Raw genomic sequence first — 22,882 nt, 5'->3', positions numbered from 1 at the left:
TGCTGTGGATAATCAAACAACGAAGTTAGACATGAATAAGCATGACGGCAAAAATCCAAAAGAGGAGTATGTACATTCTGTCTTCGAAAGCATATCTGGAAAATATGATATGATGAATGACATTATCAGCTTTCGAAGACATAAAGCCTGGCGCAAGTTTACGATGAAAAAGATGAACATGCGCCAAGGCGATACGGCTATCGATTTATGCTGTGGTACTTGTGACTGGACGATCAGCATGGCCCAGGCAAGTGAATCCGGCCACATAGTCGGACTCGATTTCAGTGAAGGGATGTTGAAGGTCGGTCGGCAGAAGGTGGCCGAGCAGGGACTGGACAAGCGAATTCAGCTGGTTCAAGGAAATGCCATGAGCCTACCTTTTGATGATAATGCCTTCGACTATGCCACGATCGGTTTCGGACTTCGCAATGTGCCGGATTATATGCAGGTTCTGCAAGAAATGAAACGTGTTGTCAAACCTGGCGGGATGGTTGTATGTCTTGATGTATCCAAACCGACCTGGCAGCCGTTTAAAGGCATGTATTATTTCTACTTTCAACAAGTGCTGCCTCGAATGGGGAAACTGGTAGCCAAGCGTTACGAGCAGTATAAATGGCTGCCGGAATCGCTGGCTTTATTCCCAGGACGAGAGGAGCTTGCCGAAGCTTTCCGTCAGACCGGGCTTAAACAAGTCCAGGCCTATCCCTTAACCGGTGGAGTCGTAGCCTTGCATATTGGGATCAAGGAGAATCTGGATGTTTAAGAAAATAAGAACTTATCTTGAAATGATTAAAGTGGAGCATACACTGTTTGCTCTGCCTTTCGCTTTTATGGGGGCGATTCTAGGATCGGCCGTTGTGTTTGACCAATTACCATCCTGGGGAGATGTCGGCTGGATCTTTCTTGCCATGTTCGGTGCACGCAGCGCTGCGTTCGGATTGAATCGGCTCACGGACCAGCATATCGATGCCAAGAACCCCCGCACCGTAAATCGCGCCATCCCTGCAGGGCTGCTGAAGCCGCTGGAAGTTATCTTATTCATTATTCTGTCTTTCGCGGTGTTTTTCTGGGCCACCTACATGCTGGATCCATTTGCTTTCCGTTTGCTGCCTATTGCTATTTTTATGCTTATTATTTATTCATACACCAAACGGTTTACTTGGCTTTGTCATCTGGTGCTCGGGCTTACAACAGCGTTGGCTCCGCTTGGCGGATGGGTTGCGGTAACCGGTCAAATCGACTGGAAGGCCATTGTGTTCTATATCGCGCTTGCGTTCTGGACGGCGGGATTTGATATTGTTTACGCTTGCCAGGATGAGAAGTTTGATGCAACAGAAAAGCTGTACTCCATTCCATCTCGGTTTGGCTTGCATAAAGCATTGTGGTTCGCACGCGGATTTCACGTTGTAACCGCCATCGGCTTTATCATTCTTTTCTTTGTTACACCGGTTGGCTGGTGGTATTTGATCGGCATGATCATCGCCTGTGGAATTTTGTTCTATCAGCATTACATCTTGTCGCCAAATGATATGAGCCGTCTGCAAACTGCCTTTTTTACGATGAACAGTACACTCAGCATCATCCTGTTTGTATTCACTTTAATTGATTTGGTGGTGCGGTATATCTGATGAAATCCATGCGCAGAAAAGGCTGGGTTGTCGGTATTACGGGAGCCAGCGGCAGCATCTACGGTGTTCGCCTCACCGAGAGCCTGCTCTCGCTGGGCTATGATGTGCATTTGATCATTTCCAATGCGGGGTGGCGTGTCCTGAAGGAGGAAATGGGCTTTCAGGCAGGTAACCGCGAAGAAGTGCTGGCCGAGAAATTCGGCGGATACGAGGGGAATGTGATGTACCATCCGATTTCCGACATCGGGGCTACGATCGCCAGTGGATCTTTCCTGGTGGAAGGCATGATCATCATGCCATGCTCCATGGGGACATTATCCTCAGTGGCACACGGATCTTCCGACAATCTGATGGGACGCGCCGCGGATGTGATGATGAAAGAAGGCCGTCCTCTGGTGCTTGTCCCGAGAGAGACGCCTCTGCATGCCATTCACCTGGAGAACATGCTGACGCTGGCCAAGCTTGGTGTCAAAATCATTCCCGCGATGCCCGCGTTCTATTACGGACCGAAGACTATTGATGATATCGTGAATTTTCTGGTCGGCAAGGTATTGGACAGCTTGCGTATCGAACATCAACTGTATACGAGATGGGGAGACTAGCAGGCCCGGGGTGCATCGAAGGCGTTAGCGGCTGTTGAAATGACGACTCTACGAACCTGTGCTGTGATTTTGACGAACGACAGCGGGAAGGGTTAAGCTTATATTTCAAGTCGTAGATCAACTGGGCTTGCTAAGATCGCAAGGTAGTGCCGGAGTTATGGAATGAGAATCTAAGCATATGGGTGAAAAGATGAAACGATTTGACATATTCGGAACATTAAAAAAAGATATGGACGTTATCGAGAAGGAACTCTATCTCAGCGTCGAGGGCGACAGCCCCGAGCTGACAGAGACTTCCTTGCATCTGCTTAGAGCAGGAGGCAAGCGGCTCCGTCCTGTTTTTGTACTGATGGGCGGTAAGTTCGGCGACTATGACATTGACAAGCTGAAGCATGTGGCCGTGCCGCTCGAGATGATTCACAGCGCATCGCTCGTTCACGATGACGTGATTGATGATGCGGACACGCGACGCGGGAAGCCAACGGTAAAAGCGAAATGGGACAACCGGATTGCCATGTATACCGGCGACTATATTTACGGCAAGGCGCTGGAGCTGACAACCCATCTGAAGCAGCCAGAGATTCATCAAATTCTCGCCAAGGCCATGGTCGAAATGTCCATCGGTGAGATGGAGCAGATTCGCGATTTCTTTAATACCGATCAGGACGTCAGAAGATACCTTCTTCGCATTCGTCGCAAGACGTCGCTCTTGATCGCCGTCAGCTGTCAGCTCGGAGCACTGGCTGCGGAAGCGGACCGCAAGGTCGCAAACAGCCTGTATCGATTCGGATATAATGTCGGCATGGCTTTTCAGATTCAAGACGATCTTCTGGATCTTTGCGGGACGGAGAAACAGATTGGCAAGCCGCCGGGGAGCGATATGAGGCAGGGGAATATTACGCTGCCCGTTATATTTGCGCTCGAAGATAGCAAACGGAGGGAGCCGCTGCTGCAAGAGCTGGATCGGATTCATACACTGAATGGTCAGTGTGATGTGACTGACGCTGTGAAGCTTGTAACCTCTAGCGATGGTATATCGAGATCTGAGGCACTAGCTGATCGGTATATCCGTAAAGCATTGGACGCTTTGGACACTTTGCCTGACATCAAGACCAAAAAACAGCTTAGAGATATCGCAAATTTTATTACGAAGCGGTCATATTAGCCTTAACCATGAGGTTGCTTTCTGTTAAAATACGGGTACAAACATGTAACATCACCTGAGCATGGAATGATTGTTCAATATCCTAGAATGAGGGGAAGCGTGATGAGGCCAATGGAACGTACTTTTTTAATGATTAAACCGGATGGTGTACAGCGTGGGCTGATCGGCCGAATCGTCGGCCGTTTGGAGGATAAAGGATTCAAGTTGATTGCAGGCAAGTTCCTGCAGATTTCAGACGAGCAGGCCAAGCGCCATTATGCGGAACATGAAGGCAAAGACTTTTTTGAAAACCTGGTTGGGTTTATCACGTCTGGACCGGTGTTTGCGATGGTGTGGGAAGGGGACGACATCATTGCTTTGTCCCGCCAAGTGATCGGCAAAACGAATGTGAAAGATGCGCTGCCCGGGACGATTCGGGGGGATTTTTCAGCTCATACGCCGCACAATCTGATTCATGGATCGGATTCACCGGAGAGCGCGCAACGCGAAATTGCCAATTTCTTTGAAGAGAAGGAATTGATTGAGTATAACAAGACGCTGTCCCCTTGGCTGTAAGCGAAGGAAGCGGCATAATCTGACTAAACAGGATGATACGATGACGGAACATGAACCTGTGCTGGATGATCCGGATTATATCGGCTTTGTTCGCAGTATCGAACGAAGCACGGGGATCAATCTGGCAGATTATAAAGAAGCGCAGATGAAGCGAAGGCTGACAACGCTGCGTTTGAAGAAGGGGTTTGAAACCTTTTCGGCCTTCTATGACGCGATGATGAAGGACAAGCCATTATTTCATGAGTTTTTGGACCGGATGACAATTAATGTCTCGGAGTTTTGGCGCAATCCCAACCGCTGGGAAGTTCTCCGTGACAAAATATTGCCAGACATATCCCGGCAGAATCCCGGGGTATTGAAAATATGGAGCGCCGCCTGCTCCACGGGTGAGGAGCCATATACGCTTGCCATGATACTGTCCGAACAGAACATGCTGAGCCGTGCGCGTATCGTAGCGACAGACATTGATGATGGGGCATTACATAAAGCAAAGGAAGGCCTATATGTCGAGAGGTCATTGAAAGATGTGCCTCCGGATGTAGCCGCCCGCTATTTTAAGGAAGAAGGTTCGGTGTATCGCTTCAGTGAGCATTTGAAGAAGGAAGTAACCTTTCATAAGCAAAATTTGCTGACGGACCGGTTTGAGACTGGATATGATCTGATTGTTTGCCGAAACGTGATGATTTATTTCACGGAAGGGGCCAAGCATAAGCTGTACCAGAAGTTTGCGTCAAGCCTGAAGCCAGGCGGATTTTTGTTTGTGGGCAGCACGGAGCAGATCTTTAATCCTGGACAATATAATCTGGAGAGCAACGAGACTTTCTTCTACCGCAAAATTTAATAGTAATGGCTGTCATAACGCAGAAGCGCTTTTCAATCCGAAGGATGAGAGGCGCTTTTGCTTGTCCTGCGGCATTCTTGTCAAAGCGTTAGACCTATACTATAATGAGCAGAAGATATTTACGGAGTTTAGCGGTTTAACGCTTAAAAGTTTAAAGGGGGAAAAGCATCATGAGCTTACGCTTTTTAACTGCTGGGGAAACACACGGTCCTCAGTTGACTACCATAATCGAAGGACTTCCAAGCAATTTGGAGCTTGATTTCGATGCATTGAACTTTCAGCTTCATCGGAGACAGAAGGGGTATGGCCGGGGACGCCGCATGCAGATCGAGAAGGATACCGCGCAAATCCTTGGGGGTGTGCGTCACGGATATACAACGGGTGCGCCAATCGCGTTGGTCGTTCAGAATAACGACTGGAAGCATTGGCAGAACATTATGAATGTGGAACCGATTGAAGGTAGCGACGAGGTAAAAAGACGGGTGCACCGCCCAAGACCAGGGCATGCTGACTTGAACGGCGGTTTGAAGTATAACCTGAAGGATCTGCGTAATGTGCTGGAACGCTCCAGTGCCCGTGAAACCACAGTTCGCGTAGCGGTTGGCGCTATTGCCAGACAATTCCTGGCGCAATTCGGCGTTAAAGTGGCAGGCCAGGTCATCCGGATTGGCGAAATCGAAGCTCCCCCGCACAATCTTTCGATTGATGAGCTGATCGAGCGTACGGAAGCCTCCTCGGTTCGCGTGGTGGATGAAGAGACGGAGAAGAAGATGGAAGCCTACATAGATCAGATCAAAAAAGAAGGCGACTCCATTGGCGGCATCGTGGAATGTATCATCGAAGGCTTGCCGGTCGGACTGGGCAGCCATGTCCAATATGACCGCAAGCTGGATGGCCGCATCGCTCAAGGCGTGATGTCCATCAATGCCTTTAAGGGTGTTGAAGTCGGCATCGGATTTGAAGCAGGCGAACTGCCCGGTTCCCAGGTGCATGACGAGATTATGTATAGTGAAGAGCGCGGATACTACCGCGCAACCAATCGCCTAGGCGGATTTGAAGGCGGGATGACCAACGGCATGCCGATCGTTGTTCGCGGCGTCATGAAGCCGATTCCAACGCTGTACAAGCCGCTTCAAAGCGTGGATATCGATACGAAGGAAGCTTTCACGGCTCAGGTTGAACGCTCGGATGCCTGTGCGGTTCCGGCAGCCAGCGTTGTTATGGAGCATGTGGTGACCTGGGAGGTAGCGAAGGCGTTTCTTGAGAAGTTTGGCGGTGATTCGATGGAAGAAATTCATGCGAATTACCGGAACTACCTGAAGCAGCTGGAGAACTACTGATATGAGAACACTTCAGGTGGAGCTGGGAGAGCGTTCATATCCGATTTATATCGGAGCTGGGATTTTGGATACGATTGGTGAGTTAAGCACGAAGCATGGAATCACACGCAAGAGCCCGCATTTGATCGTAACGGATGATAAAGTGGCGCCTCATTATTTGTCTCAAGTGGAGGAGCAGTTAAAGTCGAAAGGATATACGGTTATTTCTCACATAGTCCCTTCCGGTGAATCCTCCAAATCGCTTCAGGTCTATGAAGAGGTAATGACGACAGCGATCAACGGTAAACTGGACCGCAGCTCGGCAGTATTTGCGCTGGGCGGAGGCGTTGTAGGTGATTTGGCTGGATTCGTCGCGGCAACGTACATGCGCGGCGTGACATTTGTGCAGATCCCTACTACTATCCTGGCCCATGACAGCAGCGTCGGCGGCAAAGTGGCGGTCAACCATCCGTTAGCTAAAAATATGATCGGTGCGTTTCATCAACCCGTCATGGTGGTTTACGATGTAAATACGCTGATGTCTTTGCCTCCGCGAGAGGTATCTTCTGGTCTTGCGGAAATGGTGAAGCATGGCTTGATCCTGGACCGTGATTTTGCCTATTGGTGCCGGGAGAACGGCTCGAAGCTGCTGAGCCTGGATCCCGATACATTGATATACGGCCTGGAGCGCGGATGTGCGATCAAGGCGGACGTGGTATCCCAGGACGAGCGGGAAGGCGGTTTGCGTGCCATCCTTAATCTGGGGCATACCATCGGCCATGCCATTGAAGCCGTTGGCGGTTACGGACGCTTTTTGCACGGTGAGGCGATTGCAATCGGAATGGCCGGTTCGGCCCGCCTTGCAGAAAAGCTTGGCAGATCTGCGAATCTGCACAACGAGACAGTGAGCATGCTGAAGGCGGTGAATCTGCCGGTAATCTTGCCGGGTGACGTCTCGGTTGAGCGGATTATGGATGCGATGCAGCACGATAAAAAGTTTGCCGAGGGGAATATGGTATTTATCGTACCGGAATCCATCGGTTCCGTCAGCATCGTTAAGGATGTACCGGTAGAAGCTGTTCGATCTGTGGTTGAGCAGTTGAAGGGAGAGGGATAGTTCATGATGAATCGGGGAATCCGGGGGGCGACAACCGTCACCCGTAACGATGAGCAGGAGATTGTACAGGAAACGCTGCGGCTGCTTGAAGAGATGGTGAGACGCAACGAGCTCCAGCCGGAGTATATCAGCAACATATGGATTACGATGACACAGGATCTGGATGCGACGTTTCCAGCCAAAGCGATACGCCAACTGGAGGGCTGGGATCTCGTTCCTTTAATGTGTTCGGTTGAAATACCGGTTCAAGGCAGTCTGCCGCGCTGCATCCGGTTTATGGTGCAGGTCAATACGGACAAAAGCCAGAGCGAGATCAAGCATGTGTATTTGAACGAAGCCAAGCGGCTGCGTCCGGATTTATCAGGCTCCAACGCTTGATGTTGAAATTTAGGGTTGCAGTAACACGGCATCATCCTGTATAGTGATATCAGAATAGCTGAGTAGAGTTAGGTTTTACAGATGAGTTGAGTTGAGAAGAGCTGAGGCATTTTAGGCAATAACATAATCGGGTTTAAGGATGAACTTGATTTCATGATGAATAGTACAGCATGTTCGCACGGCTGGTTACAAGCCTATTTCTTGTATCCGTCTATGGAACAACAGCCGCTGTAGTTTGTCGTTGAATGGGTTGGAATTCCTTGACCGCGCTCTTTTTTCATAGACTTATTCTGAACGTTAACCTCTACTTCGGTAGAGGTTTTTTTGTTGTATACCATCAATTAAGGAGGGATTGACATGGCGAATCCATCAATGGAGCAAGTGGTGGCTATGGCAGGTGAATATAACCTGATTCCGGTAGCGATCAGACTGTTAGCCGACATGGAAACCCCGATTCGCATTTTTCAGCGGTATGCGGAACGGAAACGGGCATTTTTACTTGAAAGCGTTGAGGGCGGAGTACAGTGGGCACGGTATTCGTTTATCGGAACAGACCCCTTCTTAATGATCACGGGTAAAAAAGGCAAGATCGAAATTGAAAGGAACGGAGAGCGCTCCCTGCTGGAAGGAAAACCTGTCGAGGAGTTGAAGGCGCTGCTGAGAACGTACCGCAGCCCGCAGCTGAAGGAGATGCCTCCTTTTACCGGAGGGGCTATCGGATTTTTCGGATATGACCTGCTCCAATACTATGAGAATCTTCCGGCACATGCCATGGACGATCTTGGAATGGATGATATCCGGTTCATGTTTTGCGATCAAGTCATTGTCTTCGATCATGTGAAGCAGCAGATCATGCTGGTTGGCAACGTACACGTGAAACCGGGGGATTCGGACGAAACCATCGGGCAAAGCTATCGGGATGTATGCCGTACCTTGGAAGCAGCAGCCGAGCAGTTGCAAGAGCAGGGACCGCGGGAGAACGTGAACTCCAAAGGCATTCCAGCGGATGTTGATATGGGCGACATTAAATCCAATATGACAAAAGAGAAGTACCTCTCCAATGTGGAGCAAGCGAAGGAATACATTCGCGCAGGGGACATTTTTCAGGTGGTATTGTCCCAGCGCTTCCATATTGAGACCGAAGTATCGCCGCTTCACGTATACCGGGTGCTGAGAACGCTGAATCCTTCGCCGTATATGTATTACCTCAAAATGGACGACGACATTATCGTGGGCACATCCCCAGAAGCCCTGGTGAAGGTGGATGGACGAAGATTGGAAACTAGACCGATTGCAGGCACCAGGTCTAGAGGCAGCGATGAGGCCGAAGACCAGGCGCTGGCCGATGATCTGCTGCAGGACGAGAAGGAACGCGCCGAGCATTTGATGCTGGTGGATCTGGGTCGCAATGATCTGGGCCGCGTGTCAAAGTTTGGCACGGTGAAGTGCGACACGTTTATGGAGATTGAAAAATACTCCCACGTGATGCATATGGTATCCAGCGTATCCGGTCAACTGAGTGAGGATAAGGATTTCTTTGATGCTTTTCTGTCCTGCTTGCCGGCAGGAACGGTATCCGGTGCTCCGAAACTTAGGGCAATGGAAATCATTGCGGAGCTAGAGCGGGAGGCCAGAGGCGCGTATGCCGGGGCCATCGGTTATCTCGGCTTTGGCGGCAATATGGATTCCTGCATTACGATCCGTACGATCATTTTCCGTCAGGGCAAAGCTTATGTTCAGGCGGGGGCGGGCATCGTATGGGACTCCGTACCAGAGAAGGAATATGAAGAAACCGTCAACAAAGCCAAAGGGATGCTGAAGGCGATCCGCGTCGCGGAAGCGATGTTCCCGTCCAGCACGGATGCTAACGATTTAATTAATCAGGATTATCTGTACCAATACACACCTTAAACCGAAGGAGGAGAACGTAATGAACGTCATGGAAACGATGCAATCCAGCCTTACGAAGCTGATTCAAGGTCAAGATTTGAGCCGGAACGAAGCACGCGGGGTCATGCAGTCCATTATGGAAGGCCAAGCAACCCCTTCGCAAATCGGGGCGCTGCTTACTGCCCTTAGAATAAAGGGGGAGACAGTAGAAGAGATCACCGGCTTCGCCGAGGCGATGCGCGGTGCAGGTGGGCGCGTCGTTACTGAGCGGAACCAGCTGCTGGATACATGCGGCACTGGAGGATCCGGGATTCATAAGTTTAACATTTCTACCGTATCCGCCATTATCTCCTCGTCGGTATCGGTCAGAGTGGCCAAACACGGCAACCGTTCCGCATCAGGACGGGCGGGCAGCGCCGATGTGCTGGAGGCGCTGGGCGTCAATATCCATTTGACGGCAGAGCAAGCCACAGCCTGTCTGAACGATATCGGAATCTGCTTCCTGTTTGCCCAGATCTATCATCCATCGATGAAACATGCGGCTGCTCCTCGCAAAGAGCTCGGGGTTCGAACCGTATTTAATATGCTGGGGCCTTTGACAAATCCGGCGGGTGCTGATCGGCAGATGCTCGGGATTTACGATATGAACAAAACGGAAACCATCGCCCAAGTGCTTAAAGAGCTTGGCTTGAAGCGGGCCATGGTGGTAACCAGCCATGACGGTTTGGATGAAATCAGCATCTCTGCGCCTACGCGAGTATCCGAGCTCCGCGGCGGAGAAGTCCGAACTTATGATATTCATCCGCATGATCTGGGACTGTCGGTTCATCCGATGAGCGATATTCTGGGCGGCGATGCCAAAGAGAACGCAGCCATCATCGGATCGGTGCTGCGTGGTGAGCGCAGTGCTTATCGGGATATCGTGCTTGCCAATGCCGGTGCCTGCATCTATGTGTCCGGGCTTGCGGATAGTTTAGCTGAAGGTGTGCAGCGCGCAGCGGGAGCCATCGATTCAGGGCTCGCTCAGTCCAAGCTGGAGCAGCTGATCTCAAGAACGGGGGAAATGAGTTATGTATCTTGATCGAATAGTCGAAACGAAGCGCAGAGAGGTTGCTCAGCTGCGAGATACTTTCAGTATCTCGGAAGCCGAGAGACAAATAGCGGATTTACCGCCGACGCTCGGTTTTGAGAAGGCGTTGTCCACGGGGCGTAAACGCAGCATGGGGTTAATCGCCGAGGTGAAGAAGGCTTCGCCGTCCAAAGGGTTAATTCGTCCGGACTTTGATCCGGTTATGATCGCCAAAGCTTATGAGGCAGCCGATGCCGATTGCCTATCCGTGCTGACCGACAAGGACTATTTTCAGGGCAGTGGAGAGTATTTGAGAGCGGTAAGGGCGGCTGTCAACATTCCTTTGCTGCGCAAGGATTTCATTATCGACGAGACTCAGATTTATGAAGCGCGTCTGTTGGGTGCGGACGCGGTTCTCTTGATCGCAAGCATACTGGAGCCTGAGCGGATCGCAGAGTTTATAGACATCGCCGGCTCCATTGGCCTGGATTGCCTGATTGAGGTGCATGATGCACAGGAGTTGGAATCGGTTCTTGAGCTGGGAACGGCACAGCTTATCGGAATTAACAACCGCAATCTGCGGACCTTTGAAACATCGCTGCAGACAACGGCGGATATCGCGGCACAAGTTCCGCAGGGAGTTACGTTGATCAGCGAGAGCGGAATATCAGGCCCCGCCGATATTTCCTACTTGCATTATGTTGGGGCACATGGCGTTCTGGTAGGGGAGCATTTCATGCGCCAGCCGGACGTGTTCCGTGCAGTTAACGATCTGATGGGACCCTTGCCGATCGCTGTAGATATAGAGGTTGTTCAAAAAGCCCGCTTTTGATCACGAAGCGAATCAGGAAGCCACTCGGCATCGAATCTTGAATTCAGCCGGGCCTTCCGGTGCTCACGTACCAAAAACGTACGCTCCGCTCCTCAGTCCCTAGCTTCATCCAACCTTCTCGGTGCTGAAAACCGACCTTTTTGAACACGCACATATAGAATAAAGGGGATATTAAGTGATGAGTACGGCGCTAAAAATATGTGGACTTCAAAGCGTTGAAGTGCTAAAATCTATGATAAACTTACCTGTGGATTATATCGGATTCGTATTTGCCAAGAGCCGGCGGAAGGTATCTCCGCAGCAGGCTGCGCAGCTTATGCAAGTATTGCGGGAATGGGATCATGACAAGATTCCCGCCGCTGTCGGCGTCTTGGTTAACCCTGATTTGAATGAGCTGGAAGAGCTTCTACGAGAAGCAGCGCTCGATGTCGTGCAGCTGCATGGGCAGGAATCGCCGCAATTTTGCCGGGAAGTGAAGAAGCGCTTCCCGGTTTCCGTTTTTAAGGCGGTATCGATCGAGAGTGACCGCCCGGAAGCGGAACGTCTGTCAGCACTGGATCCGTATGCGGGCGGCATCGACGGATTGCTGATCGACACGTACGATCCGGTGTATGGCGGGGGGTCTGGCAAGACATTTGCCTGGGATCTCATCCCGCCTTACCAGCAGTGGGCGAAACGGCAAGGCATCCCCTTGTTTGTGGCCGGCGGATTGGATTCGGATAATGTATCGCATTTAATAGGTCAATACGCTCCGTACGGCGTGGATGTATCCAGCGGCGTTGAGAGCGAACCTGGCGTGAAGGACATAAACAAAGTGATTGCATTCGTAGAAAGGGTGAAGGGGAAATGACACAGCTTCCTGACCGTAATGGACGTTTCGGCGTGTTTGGTGGCCGGTTCGTACCGGAGACACTGATGAACGCTTTAATAGAGCTTGAGCAAGAATATAACCGATTTTCGGAGGACCCTGCTTTCAAAGAGGAGATTGCCTATTTGCTGAAACAGTATTCCGGACGGGAAACGCCGCTATATTATGCAGAGCGGCTCAGTACACATCTCGGCAAGGCTAAAATTTACCTGAAGCGCGAGGATTTGAATCATACTGGCGCGCACAAAATCAACAACGCCATTGCGCAAGGCGTGTTAGCCAAGCGCATGGGCAAAGGCAAGGTCATTGCCGAAACGGGCGCCGGACAGCATGGCGTAGCAACTGCAACCGTAGCCGCTCTGCTCGGTCTCGAATGCAAGGTGTTCATGGGCGAAGAGGATACCAAGCGGCAGCAGTTGAATGTATTCCGCATGAAAATGCTTGGAGCCGAAGTGATTCCGGTGACGTCGGGAAGCCGAACGCTGAAAGATGCCGGCAACGAGGCGCTTCGCTACTGGGTCAGCAACGTTGAGGATACCTTCTATGTACTTGGCTCCGCAGTAGGTCCGCATCCGTATCCGATGATGGTGCGGAACTTCCAGCGGATTATCGGTGACGAGACCCGCAGGCAGATTCTGGAGACGGAAGGAAGACTGCCCAACGTGATTCTTGCACCAATCGGTGGAGGGAGCAATGCGATCGGCATGTTCTACCCGTTCCTGGAAGATAAGGAAGTCGGTTTGATCGGTGTCGAAGCGGCTGGCAAAGGGGTAGATACCGATTTTCATGCGGCTACCATGTCCAAGGGAACCCAAGGCGTATTCCAGGGATCGATGAGTTATTTGCTTCAGGATGAGTATGGACAGGTTCAGGAGGCGCATTCCATTTCTGCCGGCCTTGATTATCCCGGCGTTGGACCAGAGCACTCCTACTTAAAAGATATTGAGCGTGTGCAGTATGTGCCTATAACCGATCAAGAGGCATTGGATGCTTTGCAGCTGCTATGCCGCACGGAAGGCATTATTCCTGCGCTGGAATCCGCGCATGCCGTAGCGCAAGCAGTAAAAATGGCGTCTGCGTGGACCGAAGACGATATCGTCGTCATTAATTTGTCCGGTCGCGGTGACAAGGACGTGGAGTCCATCATGGCTTACACGGGAGGGAAAACCGAATGAACCGAATTGACCAGACCTTTGCGTCGTTGAAACAACAAAACAAGACGGCCTTGATTCCATATCTGACCGTTGGGGATCCGGACGTGAAATCAACGCTGGATATCATTCATGAGCTTGAAATTGCAGGAGCCGATATTATCGAACTCGGTGTTCCTTATTCTGATCCCCTCGCCGATGGCCCAGTCATCCAGCGTGCTTCCGAGCGCGCCCTGAAGAGCAAGGTGACCATTCGCACTTGCATGGAGACTGCGCGCCTGGCGAGAGAACGGGGCAGCAAGCTGCCGTTCATTCTGTTTACCTATTACAATCCGGTTCTGCAGACCGGACTGGATGTTTTCTTTGAAGAAGTGGTAAGGCATGATATCAGCGGGCTGATCATTCCGGATCTGCCGGTGGAAGAATCCGAAGAGATTCGGAAACGGGCTCATACGGCGGACGTTCATCTGATTCCACTGGTGGCACCTACCTCCCATGAACGGATTGCGAACATCGCTTCGGAAGCGACCGGCTTTGTATATTGCGTATCCTCGCTTGGTGTGACAGGCGAGCGCACCGATTTTTATTCGGGAGTGGAATCATTCCTTGAAACGGTGAAGCAGTACAGCAACGTGCCCATCGCGATTGGTTTTGGCATTTCGTCCGGGGAACAGGTTGCCAGATTCTCGGAAATCTGCGACGGCGTCGTTGTCGGCAGTGCCATCGTGCGTCAGATCGAATCGACGATTCCTCTTCTTGAGAAGGAAGAGACAAGACAGCAGGGACTTTTGCAAATCAGGGAGTTTGTGGCACAATTAAAAGGTTAGTGTTGTCCATAGCAGTTATGAAAGGTGAGGCGAATATCGTATGAAACCAAAAGCGCAAATTGTTAATCTTCCTGTATATCAACCCGGGAAGCCCATCGAAGAAGTCAAAAAAGAATTAGGCCTGGAAGTTGTCATTAAATTGGCCTCCAACGAGAATCCGTATGGCTGCTCACCGCGCGCAACCGAAGCGATTACCGCTGAGCTCGGTACGCTCAGCCTGTATCCGGATGGAAGTGCAGCCGATTTAACGGCGGAGCTTGCTGACCAGCTGGGTATTGAACGCAATCAGATTATTTTCGGATGCGGATCCGATGAAATCATCGCCCTCATTATTCGGGCGTTCCTGGAGCCGGGAGACGAAACCATTATGGCCGATCAGACCTTCTCGGTGTATAAAACGAATGCGGATATTGAAGGCGCGACAAGCATGGAGGTACCTCTGGTTAACGGGAAGCATGATCTGCCCGGCATGGCCAAAGCCGTTACGGACAAAACCAAAATCATTTGGGTTTGCAATCCGAATAATCCGACAGGAACCATCGTTTCCGAAAGCGAGTTGGTATCTTTCCTGGATGAAGTCCCTGCTCACGTGATGGTTGTTCTTGATGAAGCATATTTTGAATATGTAACGGACGCTTCGTATCCGGCCAGCATCAAGTTAATGGAACGTTATCCAAATCTGGTTATCCTGCGTACGTTCTCCAAAATATACGGCCTGGCTGCCCTTCGCATCGGCTACGGCATCGGGCAACCTGAGGTTATCTCCTTGATTAACCGAGTGCGTGAGCCGTTTAATACAGGACGCCTGGCCCAAGTGGCGGCGAAGGCAGCCCTGAAAGATCAGGAGTTCGTAGCTAATTGCCGTCAATTGAATGCCGAGGGAATCACTTATGTCCAGCGGGAGTTTGATCGTCTTGGATTATCCTATTTCCCTGCGAACGGGAACTTCATCATGGTAGATGTGAAGAAACCGGGCACCGAAGTGTTCAAGTCCCTGCTAAGTAAAGGCATTATCGTACGTCCGGGATTTGAAGTTTACCCGAACTACATTCGCGTAACCGTTGGCTCTGAAGAACAGAACAAGGCTTTCATCGGCGCATTGGAACAAGTGCTTCAAGAAGTGAATGCTCCAGCCTAATCTAATGACATAACAATAATCGCAGCTAGAAACGAGTGAGAGAGAGAACATGACCATGCAAATTTCTATATTCGGCGTTGGCTTGATCGGCGGTTCGTTAGCATTAAACTTCAAAGGAAAACCAGGCATAACCGTAACCGGTTATGCCCACACGCAAGAGTATGCCGACCAGATTATCGCCAAGAGAGTTGTCGATAAGGTTACGCTTTCGGTAGAAGAAGCTGCCCAGGACGCGGACATCATATTTTTGTGTGTTCCGGTAGGAAGTCTCGAGATGTACATAAAACGTCTGAGTGAAATGCGGCTTAAACCGGGATGCATTATTACGGATGTAGGCAGTACCAAAGCGAGTATTGCCGAATGCGCATCCCAACTTGCGCTTAAGGATGCCTATTTTATCGGAGGACATCCGATGGCCGGCTCGGAAAGATCCGGTGTAGGCGCTGCTTCCACCGTATTATTCGAGAATGCATATTATGTGCTTACTCCGCCGGATGAAGTCCCTCAGGAGAAGCTGGACGTACTTGTAGAGCTTCTGTCGTATACGCGTGCACACATTGTAAAGGTGGAGCCGAGACTGCACGATGAGATTGTCGGGGCCATCAGTCATCTGCCTCATGTGATCGCAGTGGCTTTGGTGAACCAGATCAGCTCCTACAATGACGATAATCCGTTATACCGTACGCTGGCTGCAGGCGGCTTTCGGGATATTACCCGTATCGCTTCCAGCGACCCGGTCGTTTGGCGGGACATTCTATTAAATAATCGCAATGTCATGCTGCCGCTGTTACGAGACTGGAACGAAGGCATCCAGCGATTCATGGATATGCTGGAGTCGAAGGACGGGGCTGCTATTGAAGAGGCCTTCCGCAGAGCGGGGGAATTCCGCAGCGTGCTCCCAGAGCGACGGAAGGGGATGATTGTATCCCAATACGATCTGTATCTGGACGTGCCTGACCATCCGGGTATCATCGGCCGCATAGCGACGGATTTGGGGACAAACAGCATCAACCTCAGCAACATGCAGATTATCGAGAGTCGGGAAGATGTGCCGGGCGTGATGCGGCTTTCCTTCCGCAATGAAATCGAGCAGGAGCGGGCTAAAGAGCTATTGCTGTCGCAAGGACACTCGGTGTACCAGTAATTTTCCGGTTGTTTTTAAACAACCGGAAATAAATGCGTTTTCAGTGTTGACAAAATGAAAACGTATACATATAATAAAAGTACAGTATGGTTTCTCTCCACTCCTATCCAAAATATTGCACTGTGTGCAACCGCCTTCAATATTGAAGGCGGATTTTTTTTGCCTTTTTTCCTATCCATGGCAAATCTACTGCCACAAACCTGAACTTTTCTCCAAGATGTGCTATAATGCTAGAGTGCTAGTGTAGAAGATTTGGGGAAATTGCCAAATACATAGAATAGTCAGACATCTTGAGGCGTAACTATATATGGTTTGACGGTACTTTTGCACAAATCCTTGATCATTGCATCTGTGGAGATGTATTGGACAGGGAAGAGGCACCGGATGGTGAAGGAGGAACGAAAAATCATATGACGGATTCCCAACTAATCCAAGAAATTAAGCAAGGCAACACCGAACTTTATTCCGAATTAATGCGGCGTTATCAGAGAAAAATATTAGCATTTGTCTATCATATGTTAAAAAGTTCGCACATGGAGCTTATGGCTGAAGACTTATGTTCGGAAACATTTTATAAGGCATTCCGGAGCTTGCACTCATTCCGGGAAGTGGATGCATCCTTCTCGACCTGGCTCTATACCATTGCCCGCAACACCGTGCTCAGCGAATTGCGCAAGCATCGAAGCGGCACATTGCCGCTGGAGGAGAGCGGGGTCGTGCCAGTGGCTCCGATGGAAGTTGCTCCGGAGCAGGCCATACTACGCAGTGAACGAGTACATATGGTAAGGGAAGCAATAAATAATTTACCGGAGAAACAGCGATCGGCGCTGATTCTTCGGGAGTATGATCAACTGGATTATCAGGAAATCGCAGATATTTTAGGTCAAAGCGTCAGTTCGGTTAAGTCGTTGTTGTTCAGAGCTCGCGGCAGTGTCAAAATTCAGCTCGAACCCTATTTTTATGAGCCGGTTTTTGAGGATCTGAGAGGGATGAAGAATAGATGACTTGCGATGAAGCCCAAGAGCTGATGGAAACTGTCTGGGATTTGCCGGACAATGATCTGCGGCGACAACGGCTGATCGCACATGTTCAAACCTGCAGCTCATGTGCAGCGGAGTACGAAATGTGGGTGGAAAGCCAGAACATGGTTCATGTTCTGGAGCATGAGATCCCCGACATGGACGCTGAACAGATCAACCGCAACGTGATGGACCGCATTTATCGTGATTTCCCATGGCTGGTGGAGGAAACGTCTAAGAGTCGGGCGGTAAGCCGAGTGTTCCGCAAACGGCTGACACTGATGATTGCCGGTTTTTTGGCTCTGTTTGTATGCAGCTTCGTTTATTTTGCAGCGACCGGCAACCAGCCGCCGAAGCCGGTTCCGGAAGCGGTAACGACAGGGATAATCCCTACAGGGGTGGCTGACACGGCCCAAACCCTGAACACTCAGGACGATTATAACATTCCGAAAACCAACAGCGGCATTATTGATCCTTTTGTGGTTGATATGAGCCCGACCCAGCCAGAATATTGGATGATACTATCCCTATTGGGCATCGGATTCGCCATGTTTTTCCTGAAGAAATTAAATCGGGTCAGAAGATAAAAAGTGGTTAGGATGGAGGAGAGGCGGCATGCAAATCGGTTTGGTTCGTCATGGATTGACGGATTGGAACGCGTTAGGCAAAATCCAAGGGCAAACGGACATTCCACTGAATGAGGAAGGTCGTCGTCAAGCGCGTTTGCTTGGGGAAAGACTTCTGCAGGAGCCTTACCGATGGGACTTTGCGGTTAGCAGCGGGCTCTCCCGTGCTGAGGAAACAGCAAAGATCATCTCGTCCATGCTGAACATTCCATTGATGCCACCGGATAACCGTTTGCGCGAGCGCAAGTACGGTCAGGTGGAAGGAATGACAGCGGAAGAGCGTGAATCCCGGTTTGGTGCCGATTGGCATCTGTTGGATTTGGGACAGGAGACGGATCTCGAGCTTCAATCCAGGGGGCTTGTCTTTCTGGATGATATGTGGCATAAACACCCGGATGCCAATATTCTGGTTGTCAGTCATGGTGGTTTTTTAGCGCAGCTATACAAGCTGGTGTGCCGCGGCGTCCTGAGCGAACGGATCGGAAATCTGTCGCTCACCGTCCTGGAGAGGAAAGATGATGACTGGTCGCCCTTGCTGTTTAACTGTACCAAGCATCTGTTGACAAAACAGTCGTAACATGGAGCTTCATAGAGTAAGGGCCTTCCCGCGGGAAGGCCCTCTTTTATTGTTTCTATGCAGATTGAACTAATGAAAAGAAGAACCTCAACGGAGAAGGCGGAATTATTCTGGAGAAGCGGTAGCGGTCGCCCGAAAGCTTTCCAAAGGAAAGCTCGCATCGGAAGCATATACTGCACCCGGATTTCAACCATTTTTAATGGATTGATAGAAATCTGGGGGCAACAGCGATCGGAAGAATAATCCGTATTCGTAGTGATGCTCGGGCTGAGAATCTTTAGTTCAACTTATATAGAATGATTTTTACGCTTCTGCTATTAAAATAAACCGATGCTGCTGTACCTCGAAGTAACCCTTCGTTCGGATAACCTGATGAATCTGATATAAAGGCTCAAGGTAGCGTTCCACTGTAAAATCAGGAATCTGCCAAGGGATCGCCTGTAGGTAATAGATCAGTGCACCGATGTCGTAAAACCGCTGTGGTGAAAAGTCCTCCCGGCTGAAGGTGACGTTGAAACCGTGCTCCTGCAGTTCTTGAACAGCGGTTCCCAGATTCCAATGAGCGAACTCTTCATTCAAGGGAACGCCAAACCACTCGTTGATGCCATAACAGTCGGTTCCTCCGCATTGCTGGGTTACAAACACGCCATGATCGTTAAGAATTCTTTTGATTTCCGCCACGGAATAGGATTCATGCTGATTGATGATCAGATCAAAAAAATGATCCTGCAACGGAAGTGAGAAATCCTCTTCAAAATAGACAACCTTTACGCCAAGCGGTTCAAGTTTTTGCTGTGCAATCGGTACGTTTGGTTTATACCCTTCGGTTGCAAAGACCGTTTCCGGCAGTGGCTGGAGGGAGGATAAGAACTCTCCTCCGCCCGTACCCATATCCAGCATCGCAGAGGCATCTCGCATAAACGGGATCACCATGCTGCCCAAAGACCAGGGGAGAGCATGGGACTGCATGCGGCCTGAAGCTGTAATTCGCGAGAAGTCCCATCCTGAAAAATGTTGATCCATATCTTGAATAAAGGCCATAAATTCTGCATCTTTTATCATTTCACATAACCTCCAAGCTTTTATAATAAATGGTTCTTTCATTTTTATAAAAAGCTCTTAAGGGAGGCCCTCGAATTTGATTTGCACCTAGTTATATCTCATGTTCTGGAGTTCTCATGATTTTATTCCTCCTGTAGTGATTGAATAATTACCTTCATATAAAGCGGTTTTTCATTTGATTTAGATGTAATACATTATAAGCGAATTCTCTGCAACAATTAGTAAGTATTCTATCATTTAATAAGAGAGCATAGTCATTTCTATATACAAAAAAATAAAAAAATATTTCGTTAAACCGAAGCGTATCAGGTATCAAATGTCCCAAACCTTCCCATAATGGTTGTAAAACGGCGAGGCGATGGAAGATGAATCTAGCGGATATGCTCACATATGCCGATATTGGACAGCTTAGCAATATAGCGAATCACTATGATTGTGACGCTAAGCGGAATTCAAAGCACGAACTGATCCAGAGTATTCTGTCCAAGCTCGGACGCAGAGAGTTTTTCGAGGAGCAGGTCAGCAGCTTGTCACCAAGCGATTTGCGTTTTCTGAACAACCTGGCTTTTGACACTCGAACAGGCTACAGTCTGGAAGAATTGACGGCTGCGATCCGGCATGCGGCGGAATTGGAGGAGAAAGATGATCAAGCTTCTTCAAACAAGAAAGCTGCCGCCGCCAAAACGGAAAGCCCGCGTGAGGCGGTCGCACGTTATCGTAGAAGCGGCTGGTTGTTTAACGGCTTTACCCATTCCACCAAGTATTTGTTTCAAGTGCCTTCGGATTTGAAGGAGCGGTTTCGTGACGTGCTGCGTGAACGGCTTCATCAAAATCTGCAGCGATTAAGTGATGACCCGGAAGTGTACCGGGATGAGCAGGGACTAGCCGCAGAAGATCTCATGCTGATTCTTAAATATGTCGGCAGACATGATATCGAGTTGAATCAGGAAGGATTTATGTATAGGCGAAATCAGCAGCAGCTCATGAGTACGCTGCATATAACGGAGCCGCCCATTACCAAGGGAGCATGGCGGTTCGGGTATGGCCGCTCCTGCATTGAATATCCCGATCGGTTTGCGCTGCTGTACGATTATGCTTACGCCAAAAAATGGATCAGGGAAAACAACGCCCGGTTGATCCTCACCGAAAACGGAGCTGCGCTTATGGAGGAAGGAAATCAAGTTAGCGTGATACAGATATTCCGCTTTTGGTTAAGACTTTATAAAGGCGCAATTCCCAATATCTCTTCTCTTGTATATTGGATCAGTCTATGCGCAAGAGATTGGGTTACTGCAGCCTCTCTTTACGAATCGCTGGGCTGGCTAATCCGTCCTTTCTATTATGACAGTCCGCAAAATATTTTGGAGCAGCGGATTATCCGCATGCTGATGCATTTGGGGATGCTCAGAATAGGAGAGAGTCAGAGCATGGGAACTTCGTACAAAATGACCGCCCTTGGCTTGAAAGCCGCGGAAGCCGGCATACATATCAGCGATTCGAATGATCTGATCCTCTAGCATGGTTGTTTGGTTACATTCATTCGCAGCAGCCGTAAAAATTTTTGAAAGTAAAGTATTTAAAGGGAAAGAATATAAGGTATACGCAAAATTTAGTTTGGAGGTGCATCCTAATGGATAAGATGAAGGTTACTTACGAGGTTATGTTAGGTCTGGCGGCCGAAATGGTGTGGGACGAAGCATTGCGCAAGCATCGGAGTGAAGAGCTGTACAAAGAAATTGATGAAGCGCTGGCTTCCGGCGACGAAGTGGCTTTCCGAAACCTGACGGATGAACTGAGGACTTTGAATTGAAGAAATGCTTTATCGCATTTCTTCTTTTTTTTGCTTTACCCGTCCTTCCACTCGTATAATGATAACAAAATGATGATGAGTGAGAAGAAAGGATGTACCTTGCATGAAATTTAGTGAAGTAGACGAGCAGACTTGGCCGGAACTTAAACCTTTTTTGGATACGTGCCTGATTCCGTTTACCGGATTATCGGGTTTGGAAACGCCATGGGAGGCTACAGCTGCGCTTGAACGGCTGCGGGATTTTATGGATTTGGCAGAAATACCGTTTAAGGGAAGATTGGTTACATATCCTGCTGTACAATATGGAAATACTGAAGATATAAAGCTTCTAAATGAAGTTTGTCACAATGTCAAATCCATCGGGTTTAAATTTGTTGTTATTATGACAGCGGATGCTGAGCTCTCTAAAGAGGATGTACCTGAAAGCACGCTTGTACTGTCTCGGCGCAGGTTGGAAGGCAATGATGGCATCCCCCTGTCAGCCATCGTTTCCGGGCAAATCAGTGAAATGTGGCAGCAGGAAAGCTGAGTTCAAATGTGACAAAAAACCAACAATTTATGAAAGGGCTATTGGAAGCGAACCCAAATTTGGGGTTCAAATTCTTGACGGTCTTGGGTGCCTAAGATATTATTAGTATGTCCTAGTAAGTCGTGTGATTTTAATCATTGATGACACTTAAGAACGGTTGACAAAGGGGGTTGAACACAGAATGAGCAGCAACCACAATGACGAGCATGAAGAATCGCACAATCCACCCCGACAGAAAGAGATGTCCCGCAGACAATTTCTTACATACACGTTGGGCGGTGCCACAGCTTATATGGCTGCTGGAGTAGTTTTGCCAATGCTTCGCTTTGCCGTTGATCCGATTCTTCAAAATAAAGAAGAAGGGTCTTTTGTAAAGGTCGCGGAAGAGAGCAAAATTACCAACGATCCACAGGAATTCCATTTTGAGCTCAAACAGCAGGACGGCTGGTACAACAGTACAGCTACTTTGACGGCGTGGATTCGTAAGAACGATCAGGGTGAAATTGTAGCGCTTTCACCGATTTGTAAGCATTTGGGATGCCTTGTTGGATGGAATAACAACAAAAATTTCCCTGATGAATACCACTGCCCTTGCCACGGTGCGCGTTATACACCGGACGGTAAGAACCTGGCAGTCGCGCCGAAGCCGCTTGACCAGTACGAGACGAAAATCGAGAACGGCTGGATTTACCTCGGCGCCATCGTGCCAAATACCGTAGTTAAATAGGAGGCGTA

The 22,882-nt window shown here is 49.5% G+C and carries 25 protein-coding genes; 24 read left to right on the top strand and 1 reads right to left on the bottom strand.

Features of this window, described 5'->3' with window-relative positions:
• Positions 1-31: 31 nt before the first annotated feature.
• The 20 genes from ABEW73_RS11330 (at position 32) to ABEW73_RS11235 (ending at position 18,746) form a co-directional block, all read left to right on the top strand.
• On the top strand, positions 32-763 hold the full coding sequence (locus ABEW73_RS11330; RefSeq protein WP_430171241.1) for a demethylmenaquinone methyltransferase: 732 nt from the start codon (positions 32-34) through the stop codon (positions 761-763).
• A complete protein-coding gene (locus ABEW73_RS11325; RefSeq protein WP_430170578.1) occupies positions 756-1,628 on the top strand; it encodes a UbiA-like polyprenyltransferase in 873 nt (290 codons plus the stop codon). Before ABEW73_RS11330 ends, ABEW73_RS11325 begins: the two co-directional genes overlap by 8 nt.
• On the top strand, positions 1,628-2,230 hold the full coding sequence (locus ABEW73_RS11320; RefSeq protein ID WP_430170576.1) for a UbiX family flavin prenyltransferase: 603 nt from the start codon (positions 1,628-1,630) through the stop codon (positions 2,228-2,230). Before ABEW73_RS11325 ends, ABEW73_RS11320 begins: the two co-directional genes overlap by 1 nt.
• 190 nt (positions 2,231-2,420) lie before the next feature.
• On the top strand, positions 2,421-3,395 hold the full coding sequence (locus ABEW73_RS11315; RefSeq protein WP_430170575.1) for a polyprenyl synthetase family protein: 975 nt from the start codon (positions 2,421-2,423) through the stop codon (positions 3,393-3,395).
• A gap of 111 nt (positions 3,396-3,506) precedes the next feature.
• Positions 3,507-3,950, top strand: a complete 444-nt coding sequence (ndk, locus tag ABEW73_RS11310) for a nucleoside-diphosphate kinase (protein WP_430171239.1) — start codon at positions 3,507-3,509, stop codon at positions 3,948-3,950.
• Between the two features lie 40 nt (positions 3,951-3,990).
• The gene (locus tag ABEW73_RS11305) at positions 3,991-4,791 is read left to right on the top strand and encodes a CheR family methyltransferase (RefSeq protein ID WP_430170573.1); all 801 of its coding nucleotides are present in this window, start codon (positions 3,991-3,993) and stop codon (positions 4,789-4,791) included.
• A gap of 170 nt (positions 4,792-4,961) precedes the next feature.
• Entirely contained in the window at positions 4,962-6,131 is a 1,170-nt protein-coding gene (aroC, locus tag ABEW73_RS11300; RefSeq protein ID WP_430170572.1) for a chorismate synthase, read from the top strand.
• Between the two features lies 1 nt (position 6,132).
• Positions 6,133-7,227, top strand: a complete 1,095-nt coding sequence (aroB, locus tag ABEW73_RS11295; RefSeq protein WP_076320968.1) for a 3-dehydroquinate synthase — start codon at positions 6,133-6,135, stop codon at positions 7,225-7,227.
• A gap of 3 nt (positions 7,228-7,230) precedes the next feature.
• On the top strand, positions 7,231-7,605 hold the full coding sequence (gene aroH / locus ABEW73_RS11290) for a chorismate mutase (protein ID WP_009595253.1): 375 nt from the start codon (positions 7,231-7,233) through the stop codon (positions 7,603-7,605).
• A gap of 357 nt (positions 7,606-7,962) precedes the next feature.
• On the top strand, positions 7,963-9,516 hold the full coding sequence (gene trpE / locus ABEW73_RS11285; RefSeq protein ID WP_430170571.1) for an anthranilate synthase component I: 1,554 nt from the start codon (positions 7,963-7,965) through the stop codon (positions 9,514-9,516).
• A gap of 19 nt (positions 9,517-9,535) precedes the next feature.
• A complete protein-coding gene (gene trpD / locus ABEW73_RS11280; RefSeq protein WP_430170569.1) occupies positions 9,536-10,576 on the top strand; it encodes an anthranilate phosphoribosyltransferase in 1,041 nt (346 codons plus the stop codon).
• Positions 10,566-11,396 (top strand): indole-3-glycerol phosphate synthase TrpC, encoded by an 831-nt coding sequence (gene trpC, locus ABEW73_RS11275; RefSeq protein ID WP_430170567.1) that lies wholly within the window; start codon positions 10,566-10,568, stop codon positions 11,394-11,396. The genes trpD and trpC overlap by 11 nt, the downstream gene beginning before the upstream one ends.
• A 178-nt stretch (positions 11,397-11,574) precedes the next feature.
• Positions 11,575-12,246: a phosphoribosylanthranilate isomerase gene (locus tag ABEW73_RS11270; RefSeq protein WP_430170566.1), complete on the top strand. Its 672-nt coding sequence runs from the start codon at positions 11,575-11,577 to the stop codon at positions 12,244-12,246.
• On the top strand, positions 12,243-13,439 hold the full coding sequence (trpB, locus tag ABEW73_RS11265) for a tryptophan synthase subunit beta (RefSeq protein WP_430170564.1): 1,197 nt from the start codon (positions 12,243-12,245) through the stop codon (positions 13,437-13,439). Before ABEW73_RS11270 ends, trpB begins: the two co-directional genes overlap by 4 nt.
• Positions 13,436-14,242, top strand: a complete 807-nt coding sequence (trpA, locus tag ABEW73_RS11260) for a tryptophan synthase subunit alpha (protein WP_430170562.1) — start codon at positions 13,436-13,438, stop codon at positions 14,240-14,242. The genes trpB and trpA overlap by 4 nt, the downstream gene beginning before the upstream one ends.
• Positions 14,243-14,282: 40 nt before the next feature.
• The gene (hisC, locus tag ABEW73_RS11255; protein ID WP_430170561.1) at positions 14,283-15,380 is read left to right on the top strand and encodes a histidinol-phosphate transaminase; all 1,098 of its coding nucleotides are present in this window, start codon (positions 14,283-14,285) and stop codon (positions 15,378-15,380) included.
• A 55-nt stretch (positions 15,381-15,435) separates the two neighbouring features.
• Positions 15,436-16,524 (top strand): prephenate dehydrogenase, encoded by a 1,089-nt coding sequence (locus ABEW73_RS11250; protein WP_430171237.1) that lies wholly within the window; start codon positions 15,436-15,438, stop codon positions 16,522-16,524.
• Positions 16,525-16,934: 410 nt separating this feature from the next.
• The gene (locus ABEW73_RS11245) at positions 16,935-17,528 is read left to right on the top strand and encodes an RNA polymerase sigma factor (protein ID WP_076321323.1); all 594 of its coding nucleotides are present in this window, start codon (positions 16,935-16,937) and stop codon (positions 17,526-17,528) included.
• Complete coding sequence (locus tag ABEW73_RS11240; protein WP_430171792.1) at positions 17,525-18,130, top strand: anti-sigma factor family protein; 606 nt, start codon at positions 17,525-17,527, stop codon at positions 18,128-18,130. Before ABEW73_RS11245 ends, ABEW73_RS11240 begins: the two co-directional genes overlap by 4 nt.
• A 28-nt stretch (positions 18,131-18,158) precedes the next feature.
• Complete coding sequence (locus tag ABEW73_RS11235) at positions 18,159-18,746, top strand: histidine phosphatase family protein (RefSeq protein ID WP_430171794.1); 588 nt, start codon at positions 18,159-18,161, stop codon at positions 18,744-18,746.
• A 303-nt stretch (positions 18,747-19,049) separates the two neighbouring features.
• On the opposite strand, the gene ABEW73_RS11230 is transcribed toward ABEW73_RS11235, so the two are convergent.
• Entirely contained in the window at positions 19,050-19,808 is a 759-nt protein-coding gene (locus tag ABEW73_RS11230; RefSeq protein ID WP_430171796.1) for a methyltransferase domain-containing protein, read from the bottom strand.
• A 365-nt stretch (positions 19,809-20,173) separates the two neighbouring features.
• Between ABEW73_RS11230 and ABEW73_RS11225 the strand changes: the two genes are divergently transcribed.
• The 4 genes from ABEW73_RS11225 to ABEW73_RS11210 all read left to right on the top strand — a co-directional run bounded on the left by ABEW73_RS11225 (position 20,174) and on the right by ABEW73_RS11210 (position 22,874).
• The gene (locus tag ABEW73_RS11225; RefSeq protein WP_430171798.1) at positions 20,174-21,325 is read left to right on the top strand and encodes a hypothetical protein; all 1,152 of its coding nucleotides are present in this window, start codon (positions 20,174-20,176) and stop codon (positions 21,323-21,325) included.
• 113 nt (positions 21,326-21,438) lie between these two features.
• A complete protein-coding gene (locus tag ABEW73_RS11220) occupies positions 21,439-21,618 on the top strand; it encodes an IDEAL domain-containing protein (protein ID WP_006209497.1) in 180 nt (59 codons plus the stop codon).
• 103 nt (positions 21,619-21,721) lie between these two features.
• Positions 21,722-22,147, top strand: a complete 426-nt coding sequence (locus ABEW73_RS11215) for a DUF2487 family protein (protein WP_430171800.1) — start codon at positions 21,722-21,724, stop codon at positions 22,145-22,147.
• A gap of 181 nt (positions 22,148-22,328) precedes the next feature.
• Entirely contained in the window at positions 22,329-22,874 is a 546-nt protein-coding gene (locus ABEW73_RS11210; RefSeq protein WP_015734548.1) for a ubiquinol-cytochrome c reductase iron-sulfur subunit, read from the top strand.
• Positions 22,875-22,882: the final 8 nt, after the last annotated feature.

This window comes from Paenibacillus lautus, from assembly GCF_050482385.1.
GTDB lineage: Bacteria > Bacillota > Bacilli > Paenibacillales > Paenibacillaceae > Paenibacillus_AQ > Paenibacillus_AQ lautus_B.
The sequence above is the reverse complement of the archived record's forward strand: the minus strand, read 5'-3'. Positions and strand labels throughout refer to the sequence as shown.

Coding starts and splice junctions, on each gene's coding strand:
- ABEW73_RS11330 (WP_430171241.1), top strand. CDS start 32: ATGAATAAGCATGACGGCAAAAATCCAAAAGAGGAGTATGTACATTCT.
- ABEW73_RS11325 (WP_430170578.1), top strand. CDS start 756: ATGTTTAAGAAAATAAGAACTTATCTTGAAATGATTAAAGTGGAGCAT.
- ABEW73_RS11320 (WP_430170576.1), top strand. CDS start 1,628: ATGAAATCCATGCGCAGAAAAGGCTGGGTTGTCGGTATTACGGGAGCC.
- ABEW73_RS11315 (WP_430170575.1), top strand. CDS start 2,421: ATGAAACGATTTGACATATTCGGAACATTAAAAAAAGATATGGACGTT.
- ndk (WP_430171239.1), top strand. CDS start 3,507: ATGGAACGTACTTTTTTAATGATTAAACCGGATGGTGTACAGCGTGGG.
- ABEW73_RS11305 (WP_430170573.1), top strand. CDS start 3,991: ATGACGGAACATGAACCTGTGCTGGATGATCCGGATTATATCGGCTTT.
- aroC (WP_430170572.1), top strand. CDS start 4,962: ATGAGCTTACGCTTTTTAACTGCTGGGGAAACACACGGTCCTCAGTTG.
- aroB (WP_076320968.1), top strand. CDS start 6,133: ATGAGAACACTTCAGGTGGAGCTGGGAGAGCGTTCATATCCGATTTAT.
- aroH (WP_009595253.1), top strand. CDS start 7,231: ATGATGAATCGGGGAATCCGGGGGGCGACAACCGTCACCCGTAACGAT.
- trpE (WP_430170571.1), top strand. CDS start 7,963: ATGGCGAATCCATCAATGGAGCAAGTGGTGGCTATGGCAGGTGAATAT.
- trpD (WP_430170569.1), top strand. CDS start 9,536: ATGAACGTCATGGAAACGATGCAATCCAGCCTTACGAAGCTGATTCAA.
- trpC (WP_430170567.1), top strand. CDS start 10,566: ATGTATCTTGATCGAATAGTCGAAACGAAGCGCAGAGAGGTTGCTCAG.
- ABEW73_RS11270 (WP_430170566.1), top strand. CDS start 11,575: ATGAGTACGGCGCTAAAAATATGTGGACTTCAAAGCGTTGAAGTGCTA.
- trpB (WP_430170564.1), top strand. CDS start 12,243: ATGACACAGCTTCCTGACCGTAATGGACGTTTCGGCGTGTTTGGTGGC.
- trpA (WP_430170562.1), top strand. CDS start 13,436: ATGAACCGAATTGACCAGACCTTTGCGTCGTTGAAACAACAAAACAAG.
- hisC (WP_430170561.1), top strand. CDS start 14,283: ATGAAACCAAAAGCGCAAATTGTTAATCTTCCTGTATATCAACCCGGG.
- ABEW73_RS11250 (WP_430171237.1), top strand. CDS start 15,436: ATGCAAATTTCTATATTCGGCGTTGGCTTGATCGGCGGTTCGTTAGCA.
- ABEW73_RS11245 (WP_076321323.1), top strand. CDS start 16,935: ATGACGGATTCCCAACTAATCCAAGAAATTAAGCAAGGCAACACCGAA.
- ABEW73_RS11240 (WP_430171792.1), top strand. CDS start 17,525: ATGACTTGCGATGAAGCCCAAGAGCTGATGGAAACTGTCTGGGATTTG.
- ABEW73_RS11235 (WP_430171794.1), top strand. CDS start 18,159: ATGCAAATCGGTTTGGTTCGTCATGGATTGACGGATTGGAACGCGTTA.
- ABEW73_RS11230 (WP_430171796.1), bottom strand. CDS start 19,808: ATGATAAAAGATGCAGAATTTATGGCCTTTATTCAAGATATGGATCAA.
- ABEW73_RS11225 (WP_430171798.1), top strand. CDS start 20,174: ATGAATCTAGCGGATATGCTCACATATGCCGATATTGGACAGCTTAGC.
- ABEW73_RS11220 (WP_006209497.1), top strand. CDS start 21,439: ATGGATAAGATGAAGGTTACTTACGAGGTTATGTTAGGTCTGGCGGCC.
- ABEW73_RS11215 (WP_430171800.1), top strand. CDS start 21,722: ATGAAATTTAGTGAAGTAGACGAGCAGACTTGGCCGGAACTTAAACCT.
- ABEW73_RS11210 (WP_015734548.1), top strand. CDS start 22,329: ATGAGCAGCAACCACAATGACGAGCATGAAGAATCGCACAATCCACCC.